This is a genomic window from Dyella sp. SYSU CM1112, assembly GCF_058216415.1.
Genome location: NZ_JBZEGI010000003.1, coordinates 71515 through 88719, shown reverse-complemented (window position 1 = coordinate 88719; position 17205 = coordinate 71515). Strand labels below are relative to the sequence as shown.

Below are 17205 nucleotides of genomic sequence, written 5' to 3'. Positions count from 1 at the left end.
TTGCTGATCAAGTGCACGGTGAGCCGGGTTTACGCTGGGTGGGCCCTTATCTGCGCATGCCGCCATTCCATGAGGCGGTGCACTTGCTCGCTGAGCGAGTCGACGGTGAAGGGTTTGGACAGCAGTGCCATGCCGGGAGGCAGGCCGGTCATGGCATGGACGGCGTTTGCATCGTAGCCCGTCATCAGCAGCACCGGCAGATTCGGCTGGCTGATGCGCACGGTGTCGGCGAGGCTGCGGCCATTGACGCCGGGGAGTCCGACGTCGGTAATGATGAGATCGAACGATTTGCCTGCCATTGCAATGGATAATCCTTCCAGGCCATCCGAGGCTTGCATGACTTCGTAACCCAATTTGGTGAGCACCTCGGTGATTGCGTCGCGGATGACCACCTGATCCTCGATCAGCAGGATGTGCTCGCCTTGCGCGGCTGGCCGCTCGTTGCTGGTCGTCGCTGCCATGGGACGCGGCGCCGGACCCAGGTAACGCGGCAAGAGCAGGCTGATGCGCGTGCCTTCGCCCAGCTCGCTGTCGATCACGCAGTGACCGCCGGATTGCCGCGTAAAGCCGTAGACCATGGAGAGTCCCAGGCCTGTTCCCTGACCTACCGGCTTGGTGGTGTAGAAGGGATCAAAGGCGCGCTCCTTGACGTCGGGCGGCATGCCGGTGCCGCTATCGGCGACGGTGATCTTGACGTAATGGCCTTCTGGATCGAGCACGTTGAAGGCGGCGGGATCGTTGCCGTCGACGTTGGATGCCTCGATACGCAAGCGGCCACCGTCAGTCATGGCATCGCGCGCATTGATGGCGAGATTGAGAATGGCGTTTTCGAGCTGGTTCGCGTCGCAGTGCGCGGACCATAGGTCGTCAGGCAGTACCAGCTCCAGCGCAATGTGTTCGCCGATCGAGTGCCGCAGCAATTCGCTCATGGCGGCGACCAAGGCGCTTACGTTCACGGCTTGCGGATCGAGCGCCTGGCGGCGCGCAAAAGCAAGCAGCCGATGGGTGAGCGCGGCGGCGCGACGCACGCTGCCCAGCGCGTTCTGGATGTGTTTGTCCGCCTTGGAGAACCGTTCTTTGCGGCCGATGATCTCGATCACTTCGAGCGAACTCGAAATGGCCTGGAGGATATTGTTGAAGTCGTGTGCGATGCCGCCGGTCAATTGACCCAGCGCTTCCATCTTCTGCGATTGCCGCAGCTGGATATCCATTTGCATTTTTTCGGTCAGGTCGCGGATGAAGATATTCATCAGCGGACCCGAAGCCAGCCTCAGCACGCTAACGCTGATTTCAGCGGTGAAACGGCGCCCCGAGCGGTTGATGGCCTGAAACAGATGGGTGCGTGGCGCCGACTTGTCGCGCCACACGGAAGAGAGCCATGCCGGCGCGGTGGTGTCGTCCATCGGGAAACACAGGCTCGCCAGCGGCTTGCCGATGACTTGTTCGCGCGACCAGCCGAACAATTCATGCGCTTGCGGATTCCATTCCGTGATGCGGCCGTTTTCGTCGATCTGGGCGAAGGCGTCGAGCGCGGTGTTGACGATGCCGCGGAAACGACGCTCGCTTTCGAACAGCGCCAATTCGGCAGCGCGTCGCGTGGTGGCGTCGCGCGTGACTTTGGCGAAGCCAACGAGGTGGCCGTTATCCCGCACGGGGTCCATGACAACATTGGCCCAGAAGCGCGTGCCGTCCTTGCGTACGCGCCAGCCTTCCGATTCGTAGCGCCCGTCACGGATGGCGGTAGCCAAGGCAAGTTGCGGAATGCCCGCGGCCTGGTCCTCCGGTGTGTAGAAGCAGGAGAAGTGCCGATGCATGATCTCGTTAGCACTATAGCCTTTGATCTTCTCCGCGCCGCTATTCCAGCTGGTGACGTGGCCGGAGGTATCCAGCATGAAGATCGCGTAATCGGTAACGCTGCTTACCAGTAGTTCGAAATCGTGCTTGGAGCGACGGCTGGATGCGGTCGACGCATGGGGTGGGTGAGGCGCGGATGGCTGGACCGCCTCCGACTCTGCGTGGGAGCGTTCCAGCATCAGTTGGGCACGCTTTTGATCGGACAGATCCATCAGCACATTGATGCCACCGATCAGTTCCCCGTTGTCGTCAAACAACGGCGTCGGGTAGGGCATGAACGGAATGCGCGTACCGTCCGGACGCTCGGCGATTGCTTCGAATCCGCGAATGGGCCGGCGTTCGCGCAGGGCAATCGCCATGGGGCATTCGTCGTGTTGCAAGGGCGTACCGTCCGGAAGAAATTGACGCCAGGTGATGCACCAAAGTTCGCCTAGCGAGGGCACGCGCCCGGCGAAAGCAACGGCCGCATCGTTGAAGAACGTGATGCGGCCTTGTGCATCCGTCGTATAGACGGGCACGGGTAGATTTTTCAGCAAGCTCTGTCCGGACAACGCGGCGATGATGGCCGGGTCGGGTGACTGTTCTTTCAACACACGGTGCCCTTATTCGAACGTTTGCTGATCGTAGCGGCGCGACGATGCCTCTGGTCCTCGTGAAGGGACTGTGAACTCCGGCGGGCTACTTTACAACCGTGCGATAGGCATCTTTACGGACACTATTGCATGTGGGTGAAAGGCGTCGGTTCGAGGGCGTCGAGCGTCTGGTTCACCGTCGTCACCATGCATTCGGCGAGCTCGGTATAAGTGGCCGCGCGCGGATGGCGTTGGCGCTTGGTGAAGCCAGTCAGCAGGTCGGTGCCCACATAACCTTGCGGGGTGATCCGGTGAGCAAACAGACAGGCCCTTGGTGCATCGAGAAATGCCTGGATTTCCACGCAAATGCGGTGGGAGGCATCGGCTGCCGGCGTGGGCACGACAAAGATGGATAGCACGCGGCTGCCTTTGCGCCGCAGGTGACGCATCGACTCTTCCAGCTCGATGAGCAAGGTGTGCTCTTCGGGCAGATGCAGATCGCGTAGCAGCACGTTTTCAATTTCCATGGCCGCCTTGCGCGCTTCCATTTCGATCCGGCCTAGGAATCCCAAGCGCAGCTCATGGCGCGTGTAGCGCAATGGCATGGTGGAAACCTGTGTGTCGTTCTTGCGCACGACCCATGAATGATTGATGCGCTCGAACGATATGCCTGCGTCGACATAGCTTTGCCGGCAATTCTCGGCGCTGATGCTGGCGTGAGCGGCCCACGCGGCTTTGAGGTAAGCAAGATTAGGTCGAGTGCTGATCATGCGGTCTCCCTGGGCGTGCAGTGGCCAGGCCTTCGCTGAGCGCCAAGCGTTTTGCAGGTGCCTGTAGGCGTGTATCGGCGCTGTGCGGGAAAACTTCAGTCGCCTCGCCTGGGTGCCAGGGCCAGTCGTGTAAACAGGTCCTAATGGGAGACCAGGACGGGAATCGTTGCGTGCAGCAACAGATCCCTGGTGACGCCGCCTAACGCCCATTCGCGGAAACGGCTGTGACCGTAGCCGCCTGCGACGATGAGATCGGCTAATTCTTGCCGGGCCACCTCGCGCAGCTGTCCGGGCTCCTTGCCGATGGCCGGCACTGCCTGCCCACGTGCCGGGACGCCGTGACGCCGGAGCCAGTAAGCCACGTCGTCCACGTCGAATTGAGCCTCTTGCAGCGCATCGTGGCTGGCGATTTCGACCACCGTGACCTGGGCCGCGCGTCGCAGGAAGGGCAGCGCATCGACAACGGCGCGACGTGCTTCGCGCGTGTCTTTCCAGCCCACCATGATGCGACGGGCAGCGATGTCATCCGCAAACGGCGGCACAATGAGGACGGGGCGCCCGGCCTCCATTACCAGGTCGCTGGTGTTGACGTAACGAAGCCGGTCGAGTGCGTCGCCGTTCAATCCTTGATTGACGATAACCAAATCGGCGCAACGTGCTTGCCGGACAGCGAATTGAGAAGGCCAGTCGGTCATGCTGGCCCGCCATGTGACCGTGCGTGCACGCCGCCCGAGCAATGTACGTAGTTGGCGCTCGGCTTCATCGGCGTGCTGCTTGATTTCCGCATCGTCCATGTCCACGATGCCGCCAGGAAGATTGCCTGAGCTGTAGACGACCTTCAGCGGCTCGCAGGCGCCGACGCCCATTACCTCCGCGCCGAATCGCTCGGCAAGATCGCCGGCTATGCCTAGCAGGCGCCCATTGTCGCGGCCCAGTTCCAGGCTCACCATCAGGGTTGCATACATAGCCGTGGCCTTTTGCGCGCTGATACGTTCCACCTGCGTGACAGGCTAGGCATCGGGATGAGCAGCGGCCTTGATCTGTATCAATCAGCCGACGCGCCGGCAACGGGCCGGCTTGGACCGACGACCGCTCGCATCCGAGCCGATGCGCAGGGCATGCTATGGCGATGCTGATGGGATCAGGGCAACCACGGGTGACGTATGAAAATCATCGGTCTTATCGGGGGAATGAGCTGGGAATCCACCCTTCCGTATTACCGGCTCATCAATGAAACGATCAAGCAGCGGCTGGGCGGTCTGCATTCGGCGAAGATCGTGCTGTATAGCGTCGATTTTGAAGAGATCGCCCAGCTCCAGCATGCCGGCGACTGGGAAGCCGCCGGCCAGATGCTGGCCGATGCCGCCCGACGGTTGGAGAGCGCCGGCGCACAGGCGCTGGTGATCTGCGCCAACACCATGCACAAGGTGGCGCCCGCGATCCAGGCAGCGGTGCGCTTGCCGCTGCTGCATGTAGTGGATGCCGTCGCCAAGGACATTCGCGCGGCAGGCTTTCAGCGGGTCGGTTTGCTCGGTACGCGCTTCACGATGGAGCAGCCGTTCTATGCGGAGCATCTGGCCCGCCACGGTTTGCAGACGCTGATCCCGGAGAAGGACGACCGTGACCTTGTGCATCGCGTGGTCTACGAAGAACTCTGCCTGGGCAAGATCATCGACAGCTCGCATGAGGCGTACCGCCGCATCATGGCGGAGCTCGTTGCGCGAGGCGCCGAAGCCATCATTCTCGGCTGCACGGAAATCAGCATGCTGGTGGGACCGGCGGATGCATCTGTGCCGTTGTTCGACACCACTGCCATTCATGCGCGTGCCGCAGCGGAATGGGCGCTGAGTTGAGCATGCACGCCACGGCCCTTTCACGGCGGCGTATGGCATCGCGTGCCAACGGCCGTGAGTGCAAATAAAAATATCCGATCACTTAGGCCGCGCTGCAATGCTTGTCGAACCAGCCCTGGCGTGTTGAATGTTTCTTCAATGCGGCACTTGCTGCAGGGTGCGTGCTACGCGTACGGCTACGCTATATGCATCGCCGGACGGCTGGTCGGCGTAGTGCTGGGTACCGTGATTCCAGGCATCGCCCATCGCGAACCAGTCGATGGGCTTGGGCGATGTGCCGGTACGCAGCGCCTCGTCCAAGCTGTGGAAATAGGTCTGCCAGCGCAGGCGGTAATAGTCGCGGGTGAGTCCCGCCCAGTCCTTGTTGCCGTAGTCGTGCAGGTGTGCGTCTTCACTGGCGTGGCGGTCACCCCAGGTGGTGAGGATGGAACGGGCGTCGTAGTCGAGCCGGGCGCGTTCCTCAGGTGTGGAGGCCCAGGGTTGAACATGCGCGAGCCAGCTGCCGACGAGAAAGAAACGGTTGGTTGCCAGCAGTTGGTCTTGCAGGTCCATCAGGTGCAGCCAGTATTGCGTAAGCGCGTCGAAGCGTGCGCGGTCTTTGCTGTCGTAAGCAGTCTTGATCTGCGGTAATAGCAGGCGGCTTTCGTTGGCCAGTGTCTGGCGTGCAATATCGACCAGGTCGTATTGATAGGTTTCGCTGTGACGTAGCGCCGGCGCAACCTGCAACATCTGCGGCAGGGCCTGCTCAAACGCTGTCGCGCTGTAACGCATGGCTTCCGGGGACCAGTTCGAGGCGCGATTGACGGTGAGGCTCGGCTGGGCGTCGAACAACGATTCCTGCGCGGCATCGCGCTCGCTGTTGAAGACCACCTGGTCAATGCGGATGTCGTAGGCGGTATGCAACAGCACGTTCCAGGCGGCCAGGGCGTGAGTGTCGGCGGCGCCATAGCGGCGCTGTACATAATCGGCTGTCCATTGCGCCAAATCGACCGGCTTGCTGCGCCAGGCCATTTCGGAAAACAGGTCGAAAGCGAAGGGATTGGTGTCCATGCCTTCGGTGAAAATCGCCGTGCCGGCCATGTTGTTATTGATGTGGGCGAGGCGTTGCAGGCGCGTAGTGATGTTGTAGGTATTCGCGCCAAGCGTGGTGCGGCCGCCGAACTCCCAGATGCCGCCGAACAGGAACGGAGCGTCCTGGAAATCTTTCTGGCGGTTGTCACGCGGAACACGGTCGTGATCGATGTCGATGATCAGCAAATGCCGGCGGTCGACGCCGGCGAGCAGATCCTGGCGTGGATTGCCTTGCCAGGCGAGCATCATCCAGCGCGCGCCGGGATGCGCGGAAAGCAGTGCGTTTTGCACGTCGCGGGCGGCTGCCGGGACAGGTACGTCGCCCGCATCGCCGCCTTCCTGGAACACTTCCATATCGTAGATGCTGCTGTCGCCAAACAGCTCGCGCTGATGGCGATAGAACAAAGCGGCCAGCTTGGCGAACATCGGATCGCGCGGGTCGAGCCAGCCCGGCCGCGTGAAGCCTGCCCACTCGCCTTGCGGGATCACATGTGCTTTCGGAAAGCGGCGTTGGAAATCGGCGGGCACGATGCCGTAGAAACCGGGCAATACCGGCGTGATACCCAACGCGCGCAAGCGGGCGACGATCTTTTGCGCGGAGGCCACGCGTTTTTGCATCAGCGCCGTGCTGATCGGTCCATTGAAGCAGCAGAGGTTGCCCATCAGCTGCCAGTTTTGATGGGCCGGCTGGGTAATCCAGGCGCGCATCTCGCTGTCGGAATAACCCACGTCGCGGAAGGTTTGATAGAGCACCGTATCCATGCCGCGTTCGATCAGCATGGCATTGATGCCGGAAAGGGCCAGCACGTCGATCTCGCGCTGCCAGCGCGGCCAATCCCAATAGGGTGCGGTGTAGCCGTCGACGTTTTCGTTGAGTGCGTAGCGGTAGGCGTAGGGCGTGTCTTTTTCGATGACGCTTGTGGGCAGCGGGAACGGTGCGCTGCCGACGCGATCGCCGTTGGGCGAAATCTGCACGTGTGCGACGTATTTCAGATACCAGTTCACGCCGAACAGCAATGCGCTAGGTGTACTGCCCTCGACCTTGATATGACCATGGGCGCTCGAAATGCGAAAGCGTTCGCGCCCTTGCTCAGGGGGCAGGGTGGCCAATTCAAACTGGTGCGCTTGAAGCGGCAGCAGGCGCCCGATAACAGCTTGTTCGGGATGCGTATCGAAAGCAGGCGCCCGGCTGGCGCGGGCATCGGGTGCTGTGGCGGGCAACGCGATCACGAAACAGAGCAAAAGAAAGCGTTTGAACATCGCAGAGACACCTGGCTGCAGGGCTTGGAGCGCGTGACAAGGCGGAGCGAACCGCGTCAGGCGGCGAAGGTAAAGGTATGTCGGTCCTGCGCACGGATGCCTGGCATTATTCGCTCCCGATGGTGCCGCCCTGTCGCAGGCCATGCTTCAATCCGGATCGGGTTCTTTCCGCAGCATCACCAGATTGCGCAAGAAAATGAGCAAGGTGACCGATTCGCCGATGATGAAAACGGCCTCGCGCTGGTGGATGGCGTAGCTGAGCAGGATCACGCCGCCGGCTACGCTGAGATACCAGAATGCCGGGGGGATAAGGCTCTGCCCGCGCGCTTCGCTATACAGCCATTGCACCAGGAAACGTGCACCGAAAATGACTTGTCCGATCATGCCTGCGCCTATCCACAGGATTTGATGGTTCAGCGACATAGGGTTCTCCAGGCGTTACGCGGCAGGCTTGTTATCGGCATGGGGAACGTCATGAGGTGAGGCCGGAAGAATCGGTCGCGGCATTTTTTTTGCCACGCCAGCGCATTTGCAGATTGCGCACGTAGATGAGCAGGCCGCCAGCCTGGCCCACAATGAAGACCGGATCCTTTTTGTAGCAGGCATAGCACAGCAGTAGCACCGCGCCGATGACACTGGCATACCAGAACGCCATGGGCATCACGCTGCGCCGTTTGTACTCGCTGTAGATCCACTGCAGAAGAAACCGGCCCGAAAAGACCGTCTGGCCGACCAAGCCCAGCACCAGCCAGGCGTTGTTTAACATTCCCATTCAGCTCACTCGAAAGATCCGGGGCGCGGACGATTCCGCAAGATTTCCCGGCTGAATACGCGAACTATATGACAGGCGTGCGGGGCGCGTCTCGAACGGTGAGCGTTGGTACAGCTGGAATGGCCCGTGCCATGCGCCTATGGACCTCCCTGCCGGCTTGGCCTAGGCTGCGCCGGTTGTTGACGCCTCCACGATTTTGCGAGAACGCCATGAAATTCCTGGTCATGATCTACAACGACGACACCTTGCTGGATGCGCTGCCCCCCGGGCAGTTCGACCGGATGATGAACAGCTGCTTCAAGCACGCCGATGAACTGCGTGCGGAGGGCCACCTGCTCGATTCCATGCAGCTGGAGCCCCCGACGGAGACCAAGACGGTGCGCGTTCGCAACCAGCGTACGACGGTGGTCGATGGTCCTTTCGCGGAGGCGCGGGAATACCTGGGCGGCTTCAATCTGATCGAGGCGGCCGATATCGACGAGGCGGTGCGGATCGCACAATCCTTTCCGTGGGCGGCGACCGGTTGCATCGAGGTGCGCCCGGTGAAGGACATCGATGCCGAACGGCGACGTGTTGAGGGCTGAGGGTCGTACCCGACCGTATTCGGCGGCCCGGTAGAACCTGCTAAGCAGAGGGGCGTGCGAGCTGATGATTCATGAGGCGATGGGCTCCTCTCCCTGAAGGGAGAAGGAGTGCAGCACGTGTCAGTCGAGCTGCTTTTCCTCTTCCTCCAGCGGCAGCACTTCATCAAAGATGCTGTAGTCGATCACGTTCACACCGTCTTCGTCACGGTGGACGAGATCCATGTAGCGATGGTTCCAGCGCACGTCTTTGATGTTCCATTGATGGCGCGCCATCATCGATTGCGACGTGGTTTCGTCGATGCCTTCGATGGTCAGCAGCAAGGCAGCCTCGCCGGCTTCCAGCGTTTCGGGGGTGACGTTATGCAGCGGGCTGCTTTCGTCGATGACGTGCATCAGGCTCCAGCTGAGCATGAAGATGGGGTGCTCATCGCGGACCAGTTTCAGGTCTTCGATGCGCCGGATCTGAAACCCTTCCGACGAGGTGTGCAGGCGCAGCAGATGCAGTTGTGCGGACGCCTGCGCGATCAGGTTCATGCGCATATTGGCGGCGCGCATCATCAAGGTCTGCTGGCCATCGATGGTACGCACGATCGGATGTTTGCCGAACAAGATCTTGGCGCGGGGGCGGGAGAAGCGGGCAAAGATCAGCCCGGTGAATACGGCGATGTTGCCCATGCCGATGATGATTTCCACCGTCGCTACAACGTGGGTATAGACCGACTGCGGATGCATGTCGCCATAGCCCACGGTGGCAAGCGTTTCCACGCTGAAGAAAAAAGCGCCCGCCAGTCCTTTGGGATATTGATTGGCGATACCGTTCGGATCGACCTGGTAGATCATCGCGAACACGGCGTTGAACATCAGGAACACGCTGACGGCTACGCCGAAGAATGCCGGCCAGCTGATGGTGAGGGCGCGATGGTAGAAGTCATCCCAGAGGCGTTCTTTCAGCCCTTCGGAAACGAACGGGCGCCCGCCGACCTGCACGACACGCGAGCGCCGCCAGAATGTTCCATGTTTGCCGTTCGCCATAAGACGCCATGTCCTCAATGCAGTCATGGAATTGTAGCGCCGGCGTGAGGCGTTCCGGTCATACATCCGGGCGACCGGCGCGGTAAGCTTTCCAACCCCACGCGAGGCATTGTTTCATGCTCAAACTCGTCGGTTTTGACGGTGACGACACGCTATGGCACAGCGAGGGCTATTACCGTGAAGCCAGCGCGCGGTTTACCGGGATTGTGGGTCGCTATGTGGATGTGGGCGATGCCCATGTGCAGGCCAGCATGCTGGCGACTGAACGCCGCAACCTGAAGTTGTTTGGCTACGGTGCGAAAGGCATGACCTTGTCGATGGTGGAGACGGCCATCGCGATTACCGATGGCCGTATTTCAGCGGCGGATATCCATCAGCTCGTGGAGGTTGGCAAGACGGTGCTGCAACATCCGGTAGAGTTGTTGCCGGGCATGCGCGACGCGGTGACGGCAATTGCCGAGCGGCATGCGATCGTGCTGATCACCAAGGGCGACCTGTTTCATCAGGAAAAGAAGGTGGCGCAGTCGGGTATGGCCGAGCTGTTCCATCGCATCGAAATCGTCTCGGAAAAAGATGCAGCCACCTATCGGCGCGTGCTGGGCGAGTTCGATCTGACACCCGCGGAATTCGCGATGGTGGGCAATTCGCTGCGTTCGGATATCGAACCGGTGATTCGCCTGGGTGGGTGGGCTGTGCACATGCCTTATCACGTGACGTGGGAGCATGAGCTGGAACATGGGCTGGGTGACGCCGATGCGCCGCACATGCTCACGGTGGACGAACCAGCCGCCATTCCAGCGGCTATTGCGCAACTGGCGGAACGCGCCGGAAGGTGAGGTAGCCATGCTTACTTTGCATAGTATTCAATGTCCCTATTGCGGCGAGCGCATCGATATCCAGGTCGATGCATCGGCGGGTGAGCAGCGTTATATCGAGGATTGTCAGGTGTGCTGCCGTCCGATTGGCATCGAGGTCTGGCTGGATGCCGATGAAGACGTGCAGGTGAATGTCAGGAGTGAGGACGAGGCCTGATGAGGCGCCAGCGGCGGCCTTCCCCGCAGCGGCAAGGGGAATGGCTGAGCGGCAACGCGATCAATCCAGTTGGCCGGATGCCACGATGCCGATCCTCAGCTCTTCCAGCTTCGCGCGCGTGGCCTCATCGCTTGCCGGCCCCACTGGCCGGGTGAGGTCCCAGATAAGGTTTGCGCGCAAACCGAGCGACACCGCATCTTGCGCGGTCCATAGCACGCACACGTCGCGCGCTAATCCGGCTACGTACACGTCAGTGACGCCGCGTTCCCGCAACCATCCGGCCAAACCGGTGCTGGGACGCTGGCCGCCCGGGCCATGGTTTTCGCGAAAGGCGCTGTAGGAATCCACGTCCGGCCGGTTGCCCTTGCGCAGAATCAGATCTACCGGCGACCAATCGACGGCCGGATGCAGCGCGGCACCGGGGGTGTTCTGCACGCAGTGATCCGGCCATAAGGTTTGGGGGTGGCCATATAACGGGATGGGTTGAAACGCCGTTTTGCCGGCATGCATGCTGGCGAAGGAGACGTGCCCGCGCGGGTGCCAGTCTTGCGTGGCGACCGTTTGTCGGAAAAGGCGGCGCTGCAAGAGCTGGGCGATGCCCGGAACGATGGCATCGCCTTCGTGACATGCGAGCGCGCCGCCGGGCATGAAATCCGGTTGCACATCGACGAGGATCAGGGCCGCGTGGTTTTGCATGCAACAAGCCGCAAGAGAATTCGCAAGATTCCACTGCGGATCACCGGCATAATGCAAGCGATTCGCACCAGGTATTCGGGATACGGTACATGCATTACGACCAGTCGTGGATGGGCTATGGATTGATAGGCGGGCTCGAAGCGGGCGGTATCAGCGCGGTCGCGGCTCTGTTGCTGTATCTGGTGATTCATTCGATCGGCAAACGTCATAGCTGGAGTCCGCTTCGTCAGATCGCGATTGCGTTCCTGCTGTCCCTGGCGCTGACGGCCAGTGGCGATATCTGGGATCTGTTTTACTTCAATTACGGCAACGTGCAGTCGATCCAGCTACTGAAAGTCAAGCTGGCGGCGATCCATGATCCCGACAACATCGGCTTGCGTGTGTTCTGGGAACTGGTCGGTGCGCTGGTCGGTGCGGGTATCGGATGGATTGCGCGCGGCGGGGACTGGCGGCGGGCGCTGCGCGGCGATTGACGGCCTGCTGTTTGGACGGCGCTGTTCTCTCGCTACAGCACGGGGTCGAATAACCGTGCGACGTGCATCGCGAGGCGTCGCCGGTAAGGTGCGCGGCGGTATTCGTCCCGGGTGATCTGCACGGCACGACTGAAATCTTCCATCAGCATGTGTTCCACCTGGCTGGCAAAAGCCTGATCCACGTTCAATGCGCCGATTTCGAAGTTGAGCCGGAATGAGCGGTTGTCGAGGTTCATGCTGCCCACGCTGGCGGTGTCGTCATCGATGAGGATGACTTTTTGATGCATGAAGCCCGGTTGGTAGCGATAGATGCGAATGCCTGCTTCGATGGCATCGGAAGCGTGCAGCGTGGACGAGAGAAAAACCGTGTGGTGATCGGGCCGCGACGGAATCAGGATGCGGACGTCCACGCCGCGCATGACCGCCAGGCGAAGCGCCGACATGACAGCCTGGTCGGGTACGAAGTAGGGCGTGGCGAGCCAAAGACGCTTGTGCGCAGCATTGATGGTCACGGTAAAGAACAGCGAGCAGGTTTCCTGCGGATCGGCCGGACCGCTGGCAACGATCAGTGTGTGGGCATGGCCGTGCGCGGCGCGAGGCGGCAGCATGGGCGGCAATTCGCCGGTGACCCAGTGCCAATCCACCGCGAAGCTGTATTGCAGATCGGACACCGCCGGGCCGGCCAGCTGCAGGTGCGTATCGCGCCAGGGTGCGAGCGGCGGTTTCAGCCCGAGGTATTCATCGCCGACGTTGAGGCCGCCGAGAAAGCCAAGCCAGCCGTCCACCACGACGATTTTGCGGTGATTGCGAAAGTTGAGCTGGAAGCGGTTGCTATGGCGTTGTGTAGCAAACGGGTAAACAGCCACGCCGCCGTTGCGCAGGCTCTCGACATATTGCCCGGGCAATGCGTGGCTGCCGATGCCGTCGAACAGGACGCATATGCGTACTCCTGCGGCAGCGCGTTCCAGCAGTGCATCGCGCATGCGCTGGCCGAGCCGGTCGTCATGAAAAATGAAAAACTGCACCAGGATGCACTGCTTGGCCTGGGCGATGGCATCGAGGATGACGTTGAAGGTGGCTTCGCCATCGATCAGCAGCTTGAGTTCCTGCCCTGAGTGAAACGCACCGTGGACGAGATGCGTCAGCGCGCCGTATCGCGTGCATGAGTCTGGAATGTCATGGGATGGCCCGCGGCGGGATGCTTGGGTGAGCCGCCGGCGATGTTCGCGATGCAGGCTTACGTAGCCGTGGAAATGACTGCGTCCCAGGTAGAGATAGGGTATGAGCGTGACGTAGGGCAGCAGTGATAAACCCAACGCCCAGGCGAATGCACCTTGCGGTGTGCGGGTATGCATGACGGCATGCATGGCGGCCACGACGCCCGCCAGATGCAGCAGGAGGGCAAGCAAGGGAAGAAGCTGTGAAAGACTCATCAGGGCTGCGCGAAGGAACCGGTCCTGCGCGGAGTGTGCGGGAAGCAGGCATGCTCTTGCCACTTTTCCTGCATCGTCTTGCCTGGATGCTTTCCAAAGAATTTCCCCGCGGGAATCGAACGCCGCTGTTTTCCCGATAACCCTTGCTGGCTATCTTTTGGCGAACATCTCGTTATGGCCAAACGGGTCGGTCCCATACAGCATGCCGCATGGGATTTGTTTCAGTCCGACAGCAGTTGATCGGCAAGATGGCGGGCTTGCTGGCGGATTTCCGGCATGGCCGTGGATTCCCATAAGGTGCCGCGCAGCAGACTGCCGATGGCGAACAGGCGAGGCCACGCGTGGCCATCGTGCAGCAGGCTTCCGCCTGGCGTGGCGTCGACGCCAAGGCCGAAGGGATCCGGGCGAATATGCCCGTTGGTCATCAACTGCTGCAGCAAAGGGTGCTGGGTGCGTCGCACGTCGGTTTCGAGGCCGACGCTTTGAACGACCAGGTCGGCTTCCAGTGTGCGTTCGTCCGCCGCACCTTTGGGTAAATACGTAAGCTGCAGGCCGCGTGTGGTTTGCGTGACGGCATGTACATGGCCGCGCAGGCGTTGCAAGCGCCCCTCTCGTTCCAGCGCACGAACAGCTTGCGCAACTTGCGGCGGGAGTCGATGACGCGCGCGTTCCCATGCCCATCTGACATGGCGCAGGAAGCGTGCGCGGTCGGCAAGCGGCAGCAGCTTCCACAATCCTGGGGTGTGTGGCCGCAGGCTATCGATCACGCGGCGCCAGTCATTCGTGTGCCCTACGGCTTCACGCACCAGGTGCATCCAGGTACGGATGTCTGGCGCGTCGCGCATGGTTTCGACCAACTCGTCGCTGTCTTCGAACGGTAGCGAGGCGTTGGCCTGGTGTACTTCCGGCAGCACGCCATGACGCGATATCGCTGTGAAGCGTGCGTTTGGCCACAGTGCCGCGAGTTCGACGATCACGTCGACGGCGGTAAGGCCGAGCCCGACGACCAGCACGTTGTGCGCCTGATCATCCGCTTTGGCATCGGCCAGCAAGGACCATGGCATGGTGACGTAGCGGCCGCTGGCAAGCGCGGCATCGTCGACCTGAGGCAGCGGACGAGGAGAGAGGGCGCCGAGTGCAAGCACGGCTGCTTCGACACGCGTCGTGGTTTCGCCCTGGAACAAGGTGACGCAGTCGTTCTCGGGCACCATGGCATCGACATCGTAAGGCACGATGCGCACGTCGTGCCCTTTGTCCTTGGCACGCGCCAGCGCACTGGCGGTTTCGGCTTCCAGGTAATCGCCATACCAGCATCGCGGCAGAAAGGCCGTACCGGTGATGGCGGGGTCACGCTTTTGTATGAATTCCAGGAAGCCATTCGGGCGGTTGGCGAACATGCCCATCGACGCCGCACGCACATTCAGCAGATGCCGTTCCGAGCGCGTGCCATAGGCGATGCCGCGGCCTGGCGTGCCGCTGCCGGTATACCAATCCAGATGCAGCGGCTGCGACACGGGGCGCTCCAGCAATTCGCTAAGCAGCGTGGCTCCCGCGGCGCCGCCGCCGATGATGGCGACGCGTCGAAACATGTCACTCCCTGATCGAGTGGGGTTGAAACCGGCTGGATACGAGCATTAAACGCGAAGAGGACCGACGATCCGCGCACGCTGCGGCAGACTCTGCCAGAACGATCCGGATTCGACCCGTTCGTACGAGGTGTAGTCCTCGAGGTCGCCGCCGTACACGTGCAAGGTCAATGCAGTCTCTTGTCGTGAAAGATTGCGGCAGCGATGCATGTGGGGCAGCTCGGCGTCGAACCATGTCGCGTCGCCGGGGCCTAGCCAGTCATGCCCACGCAGATGCCAAGCCTCGGAGGTGGACGTACGCGACCACGACTCCACTTCGATGGCACCGTACAAACTCATTTCGATACCCCACAAGCCGCCATGATCATGCGAGGGCAGGCTGTAGCCCGGCGGCCATGCCATCACCAGCACACTTACGCCCGGACGACTGCGTCGTGCCAGCAGCCAGCGATCGAAGCCGCGACGGCGGTTGCGCAACTCGCGCAAGCCATCGGCCAGCGTTTGTGCATCGCGGTGAATGACGGCGCCAAGTTCGCGTGAGAGCGAGGCGAGGTCCGGGTTTTTTTCGAGGGTGTGTGCAAGCGCAATATCACGCAGTGCTTTGAGACTGTGGCGGTATGTACGCATAGCGGTGACAAGCAAACCGTTAGGTGGCTGGCAGTGGAGCATGTCCGCCGTTAAATGGTCGTAAGGCCGCGGCGATCAAGCATGACTTCCGCAGCATGACGATTTTTCGGCGCCGGCCTATGCTTTGGTCAAGTCATGGTTTCGGCTGTGCAGGCCGCGCGGACGATTTCTTAAACCTTTATCGGGCCGCGCGCATCTCAATGCCATGAAGGGCATTGGCGACTGTTATGGGAGGAACGGGCGATGATCGAGCTGATGGCGTTGTTTCTGGTGGTAGGGATGCTTTGGGTAATCGGATCGGTGATCGGCTTGATCTTCAAGCTGGTCTTCGGCTTGGTCGGCGGGTTGTTCAGTCTGCTTGCCGGTGCGCTGGGACTTTTTATCGGCGGCATCGTGATGCTGCTGGTGTTGCCGCTGATCGCGCTGTCATTGCTGCCGGTAGTTTTGCCGGCCTTGCTGGTGTTTGGCGTGATCTGGGCAATCGTGCATCTTGCACGCCGGCCGGCATCAACGCCGGTGTCGCGCTAATTCATTCTGTCTTTTTTGCTGTGCCAAAGAAAAACCCAGTCGTGTGACGCGACTGGGTTTTTGTTGCGCCGCTACATCTCTTGCAGTGCAAACTGCACCGGCACGCGCGCCCAGGCCTTGACAGCATGACCGTCGATCACAGCAGGCTGGAACCGCCAACTCGCCAGCACTTGTTCGCGTGCGCTTTTGTCCAGCAGTGGGTAGCCGCTGCTGCGCTCGACCACGACGTCGACCGGCTCGCCGTTTTCATTGACCAGAACGCGCAATATCACCGTTCCCTGCATGTGCAAGCGCAAGGCTTGCGTAGGAAACCGCAACGGCGAAGAGCGATAAGCCAGTGATACCACGCCGGGTGCCATGGTGAGTGGTGGCGCGACAGAGGGTGGAGTGGCGGGCTGGCTGTTTTGTGAAGGCTCTGTGACCAGCGGTGTCGCCGTTGTCCGTGGAGGCGAGTGCTCGACATGCATGACCGGCGCTTGCACGGGCATGACGACGGGCATGGTTTTCGACATTGGTTTGAGCACGATGTCCGGCGGTGGAGGCGGTAATGGAGGTGGCTCGATCAGACGGATCGTGGTGGGTGCGGCGGCTTGGAAAACCTGCGCAATCTGCGGCGCCAGCGGATGCAGTGCAAAAACCAGTGCGGCGAGGTTGAGAGTGATGGCCGCACTGAGTGCGGCGATACGCACCGCATCCGGGTGCGAGCGACGAACGACAGCCAGGCTTGCGGACGACATGAGCGACCTCCTGACGACGATGTGATGGGTTGTGAGCGCAGGCACGCCGTGTGGGGACACGGAGGGATCGTGGCTGTGCCGTTCCAGGCTATGCCCGATGCTCCAGTTTGTGCAATAGACGTCCAAATCGTGTGAAAAAACAGCGTCTTTTTCACCGGCGATGCACGCTCTCGCCGCAACAGTGCCGGAGCCGCTGGCTAGCGGGGCACCAGACAGGATGTCGAGCGGGGATTGCCCCTTCGGGGATGATTGTTGTTTCGTGCTTCACCTCGAGAGGTGAAAAACCCTTCGTGAGCGAAGGAGCGCGTTCACTCACATTGAAGAG

The 17205-nt window shown here is 61.1% G+C and carries 18 protein-coding genes; 6 read left to right on the top strand and 12 right to left on the bottom strand.

Going from position 1 to position 17205, the window contains the following annotated elements:
• Positions 1 to 29 precede the first annotated feature (29 nt).
• From AC4HNJ_RS06155 to AC4HNJ_RS06145, 3 genes are all read right to left on the bottom strand, one after another.
• Entirely contained in the window at positions 30 to 2444 is a 2415-nt protein-coding gene (locus tag AC4HNJ_RS06155) for a hybrid sensor histidine kinase/response regulator (protein WP_490478668.1), read from the bottom strand.
• A gap of 125 nt (positions 2445 to 2569) precedes the next feature.
• A complete protein-coding gene (locus tag AC4HNJ_RS06150; RefSeq protein ID WP_490478667.1) occupies positions 2570 to 3196 on the bottom strand; it encodes a hypothetical protein in 627 nt (208 codons plus the stop codon).
• 140 nt (positions 3197 to 3336) lie between these two features.
• On the bottom strand, positions 3337 to 4161 hold the full coding sequence (locus AC4HNJ_RS06145) for a universal stress protein (protein ID WP_490478666.1): 825 nt from the start codon (positions 4159 to 4161) through the stop codon (positions 3337 to 3339).
• Positions 4162 to 4359: 198 nt separating this feature from the next.
• Here AC4HNJ_RS06145 and AC4HNJ_RS06140 point away from each other — a divergent pair, with 198 nt between their 5' ends.
• On the top strand, positions 4360 to 5049 hold the full coding sequence (locus tag AC4HNJ_RS06140; RefSeq protein ID WP_490478665.1) for an aspartate/glutamate racemase family protein: 690 nt from the start codon (positions 4360 to 4362) through the stop codon (positions 5047 to 5049).
• 135 nt (positions 5050 to 5184) lie between these two features.
• Here AC4HNJ_RS06140 and AC4HNJ_RS06135 read toward each other — a convergent pair whose 3' ends face one another.
• From AC4HNJ_RS06135 to AC4HNJ_RS06125, 3 genes are all read right to left on the bottom strand, one after another.
• The gene (locus tag AC4HNJ_RS06135; protein ID WP_490478664.1) at positions 5185 to 7380 is read right to left on the bottom strand and encodes an alpha-N-acetylglucosaminidase; all 2196 of its coding nucleotides are present in this window, start codon (positions 7378 to 7380) and stop codon (positions 5185 to 5187) included.
• A gap of 147 nt (positions 7381 to 7527) precedes the next feature.
• Complete coding sequence (locus tag AC4HNJ_RS06130; protein WP_490478663.1) at positions 7528 to 7803, bottom strand: lipid-A-disaccharide synthase N-terminal domain-containing protein; 276 nt, start codon at positions 7801 to 7803, stop codon at positions 7528 to 7530.
• Between the two features lie 49 nt (positions 7804 to 7852).
• Entirely contained in the window at positions 7853 to 8146 is a 294-nt protein-coding gene (locus AC4HNJ_RS06125; protein ID WP_490478662.1) for a lipid-A-disaccharide synthase N-terminal domain-containing protein, read from the bottom strand.
• Positions 8147 to 8361: 215 nt separating this feature from the next.
• Here AC4HNJ_RS06125 and AC4HNJ_RS06120 point away from each other — a divergent pair, with 215 nt between their 5' ends.
• Complete coding sequence (locus AC4HNJ_RS06120) at positions 8362 to 8736, top strand: YciI family protein (RefSeq protein WP_490478661.1); 375 nt, start codon at positions 8362 to 8364, stop codon at positions 8734 to 8736.
• 120 nt (positions 8737 to 8856) lie between these two features.
• On the opposite strand, the gene AC4HNJ_RS06115 is transcribed toward AC4HNJ_RS06120, so the two are convergent.
• A complete protein-coding gene (locus AC4HNJ_RS06115; RefSeq protein WP_490478660.1) occupies positions 8857 to 9768 on the bottom strand; it encodes an ion channel in 912 nt (303 codons plus the stop codon).
• 116 nt (positions 9769 to 9884) lie between these two features.
• On the opposite strand from AC4HNJ_RS06115, the gene AC4HNJ_RS06110 reads away from it, so the two are divergent.
• Complete coding sequence (locus AC4HNJ_RS06110) at positions 9885 to 10604, top strand: HAD family hydrolase (RefSeq protein WP_490478659.1); 720 nt, start codon at positions 9885 to 9887, stop codon at positions 10602 to 10604.
• Between the two features lie 7 nt (positions 10605 to 10611).
• Positions 10612 to 10800, top strand: coding sequence for a CPXCG motif-containing cysteine-rich protein (locus AC4HNJ_RS06105; RefSeq protein ID WP_490478658.1), 189 nt, complete (start codon positions 10612 to 10614; stop codon positions 10798 to 10800).
• 60 nt (positions 10801 to 10860) lie between these two features.
• Here AC4HNJ_RS06105 and pncA read toward each other — a convergent pair whose 3' ends face one another.
• A complete protein-coding gene (gene pncA, locus AC4HNJ_RS06100) occupies positions 10861 to 11496 on the bottom strand; it encodes a bifunctional nicotinamidase/pyrazinamidase (RefSeq protein ID WP_490478657.1) in 636 nt (211 codons plus the stop codon).
• Positions 11497 to 11585: 89 nt separating this feature from the next.
• Here pncA and AC4HNJ_RS06095 point away from each other — a divergent pair, with 89 nt between their 5' ends.
• Positions 11586 to 11969, top strand: a complete 384-nt coding sequence (locus tag AC4HNJ_RS06095; RefSeq protein WP_490478656.1) for a hypothetical protein — start codon at positions 11586 to 11588, stop codon at positions 11967 to 11969.
• A gap of 32 nt (positions 11970 to 12001) precedes the next feature.
• On the opposite strand, the gene cls is transcribed toward AC4HNJ_RS06095, so the two are convergent.
• From cls to AC4HNJ_RS06080, 3 genes are all read right to left on the bottom strand, one after another.
• On the bottom strand, positions 12002 to 13402 hold the full coding sequence (gene cls / locus AC4HNJ_RS06090; protein ID WP_490478655.1) for a cardiolipin synthase: 1401 nt from the start codon (positions 13400 to 13402) through the stop codon (positions 12002 to 12004).
• 221 nt (positions 13403 to 13623) lie between these two features.
• A complete protein-coding gene (locus AC4HNJ_RS06085) occupies positions 13624 to 14991 on the bottom strand; it encodes an FAD/NAD(P)-binding protein (protein ID WP_490478654.1) in 1368 nt (455 codons plus the stop codon).
• A 45-nt stretch (positions 14992 to 15036) separates the two neighbouring features.
• On the bottom strand, positions 15037 to 15615 hold the full coding sequence (locus tag AC4HNJ_RS06080; RefSeq protein WP_490478653.1) for a cysteine dioxygenase: 579 nt from the start codon (positions 15613 to 15615) through the stop codon (positions 15037 to 15039).
• A gap of 243 nt (positions 15616 to 15858) precedes the next feature.
• Between AC4HNJ_RS06080 and AC4HNJ_RS06075 the strand changes: the two genes are divergently transcribed.
• Positions 15859 to 16143: a hypothetical protein gene (locus AC4HNJ_RS06075; RefSeq protein WP_490478652.1), complete on the top strand. Its 285-nt coding sequence runs from the start codon at positions 15859 to 15861 to the stop codon at positions 16141 to 16143.
• Between the two features lie 71 nt (positions 16144 to 16214).
• Here the strand turns inward: AC4HNJ_RS06075 and AC4HNJ_RS06070 are convergent, their stop codons facing one another.
• Positions 16215 to 16880: an energy transducer TonB gene (locus tag AC4HNJ_RS06070; RefSeq protein ID WP_490478651.1), complete on the bottom strand. Its 666-nt coding sequence runs from the start codon at positions 16878 to 16880 to the stop codon at positions 16215 to 16217.
• Positions 16881 to 17205: the final 325 nt, after the last annotated feature.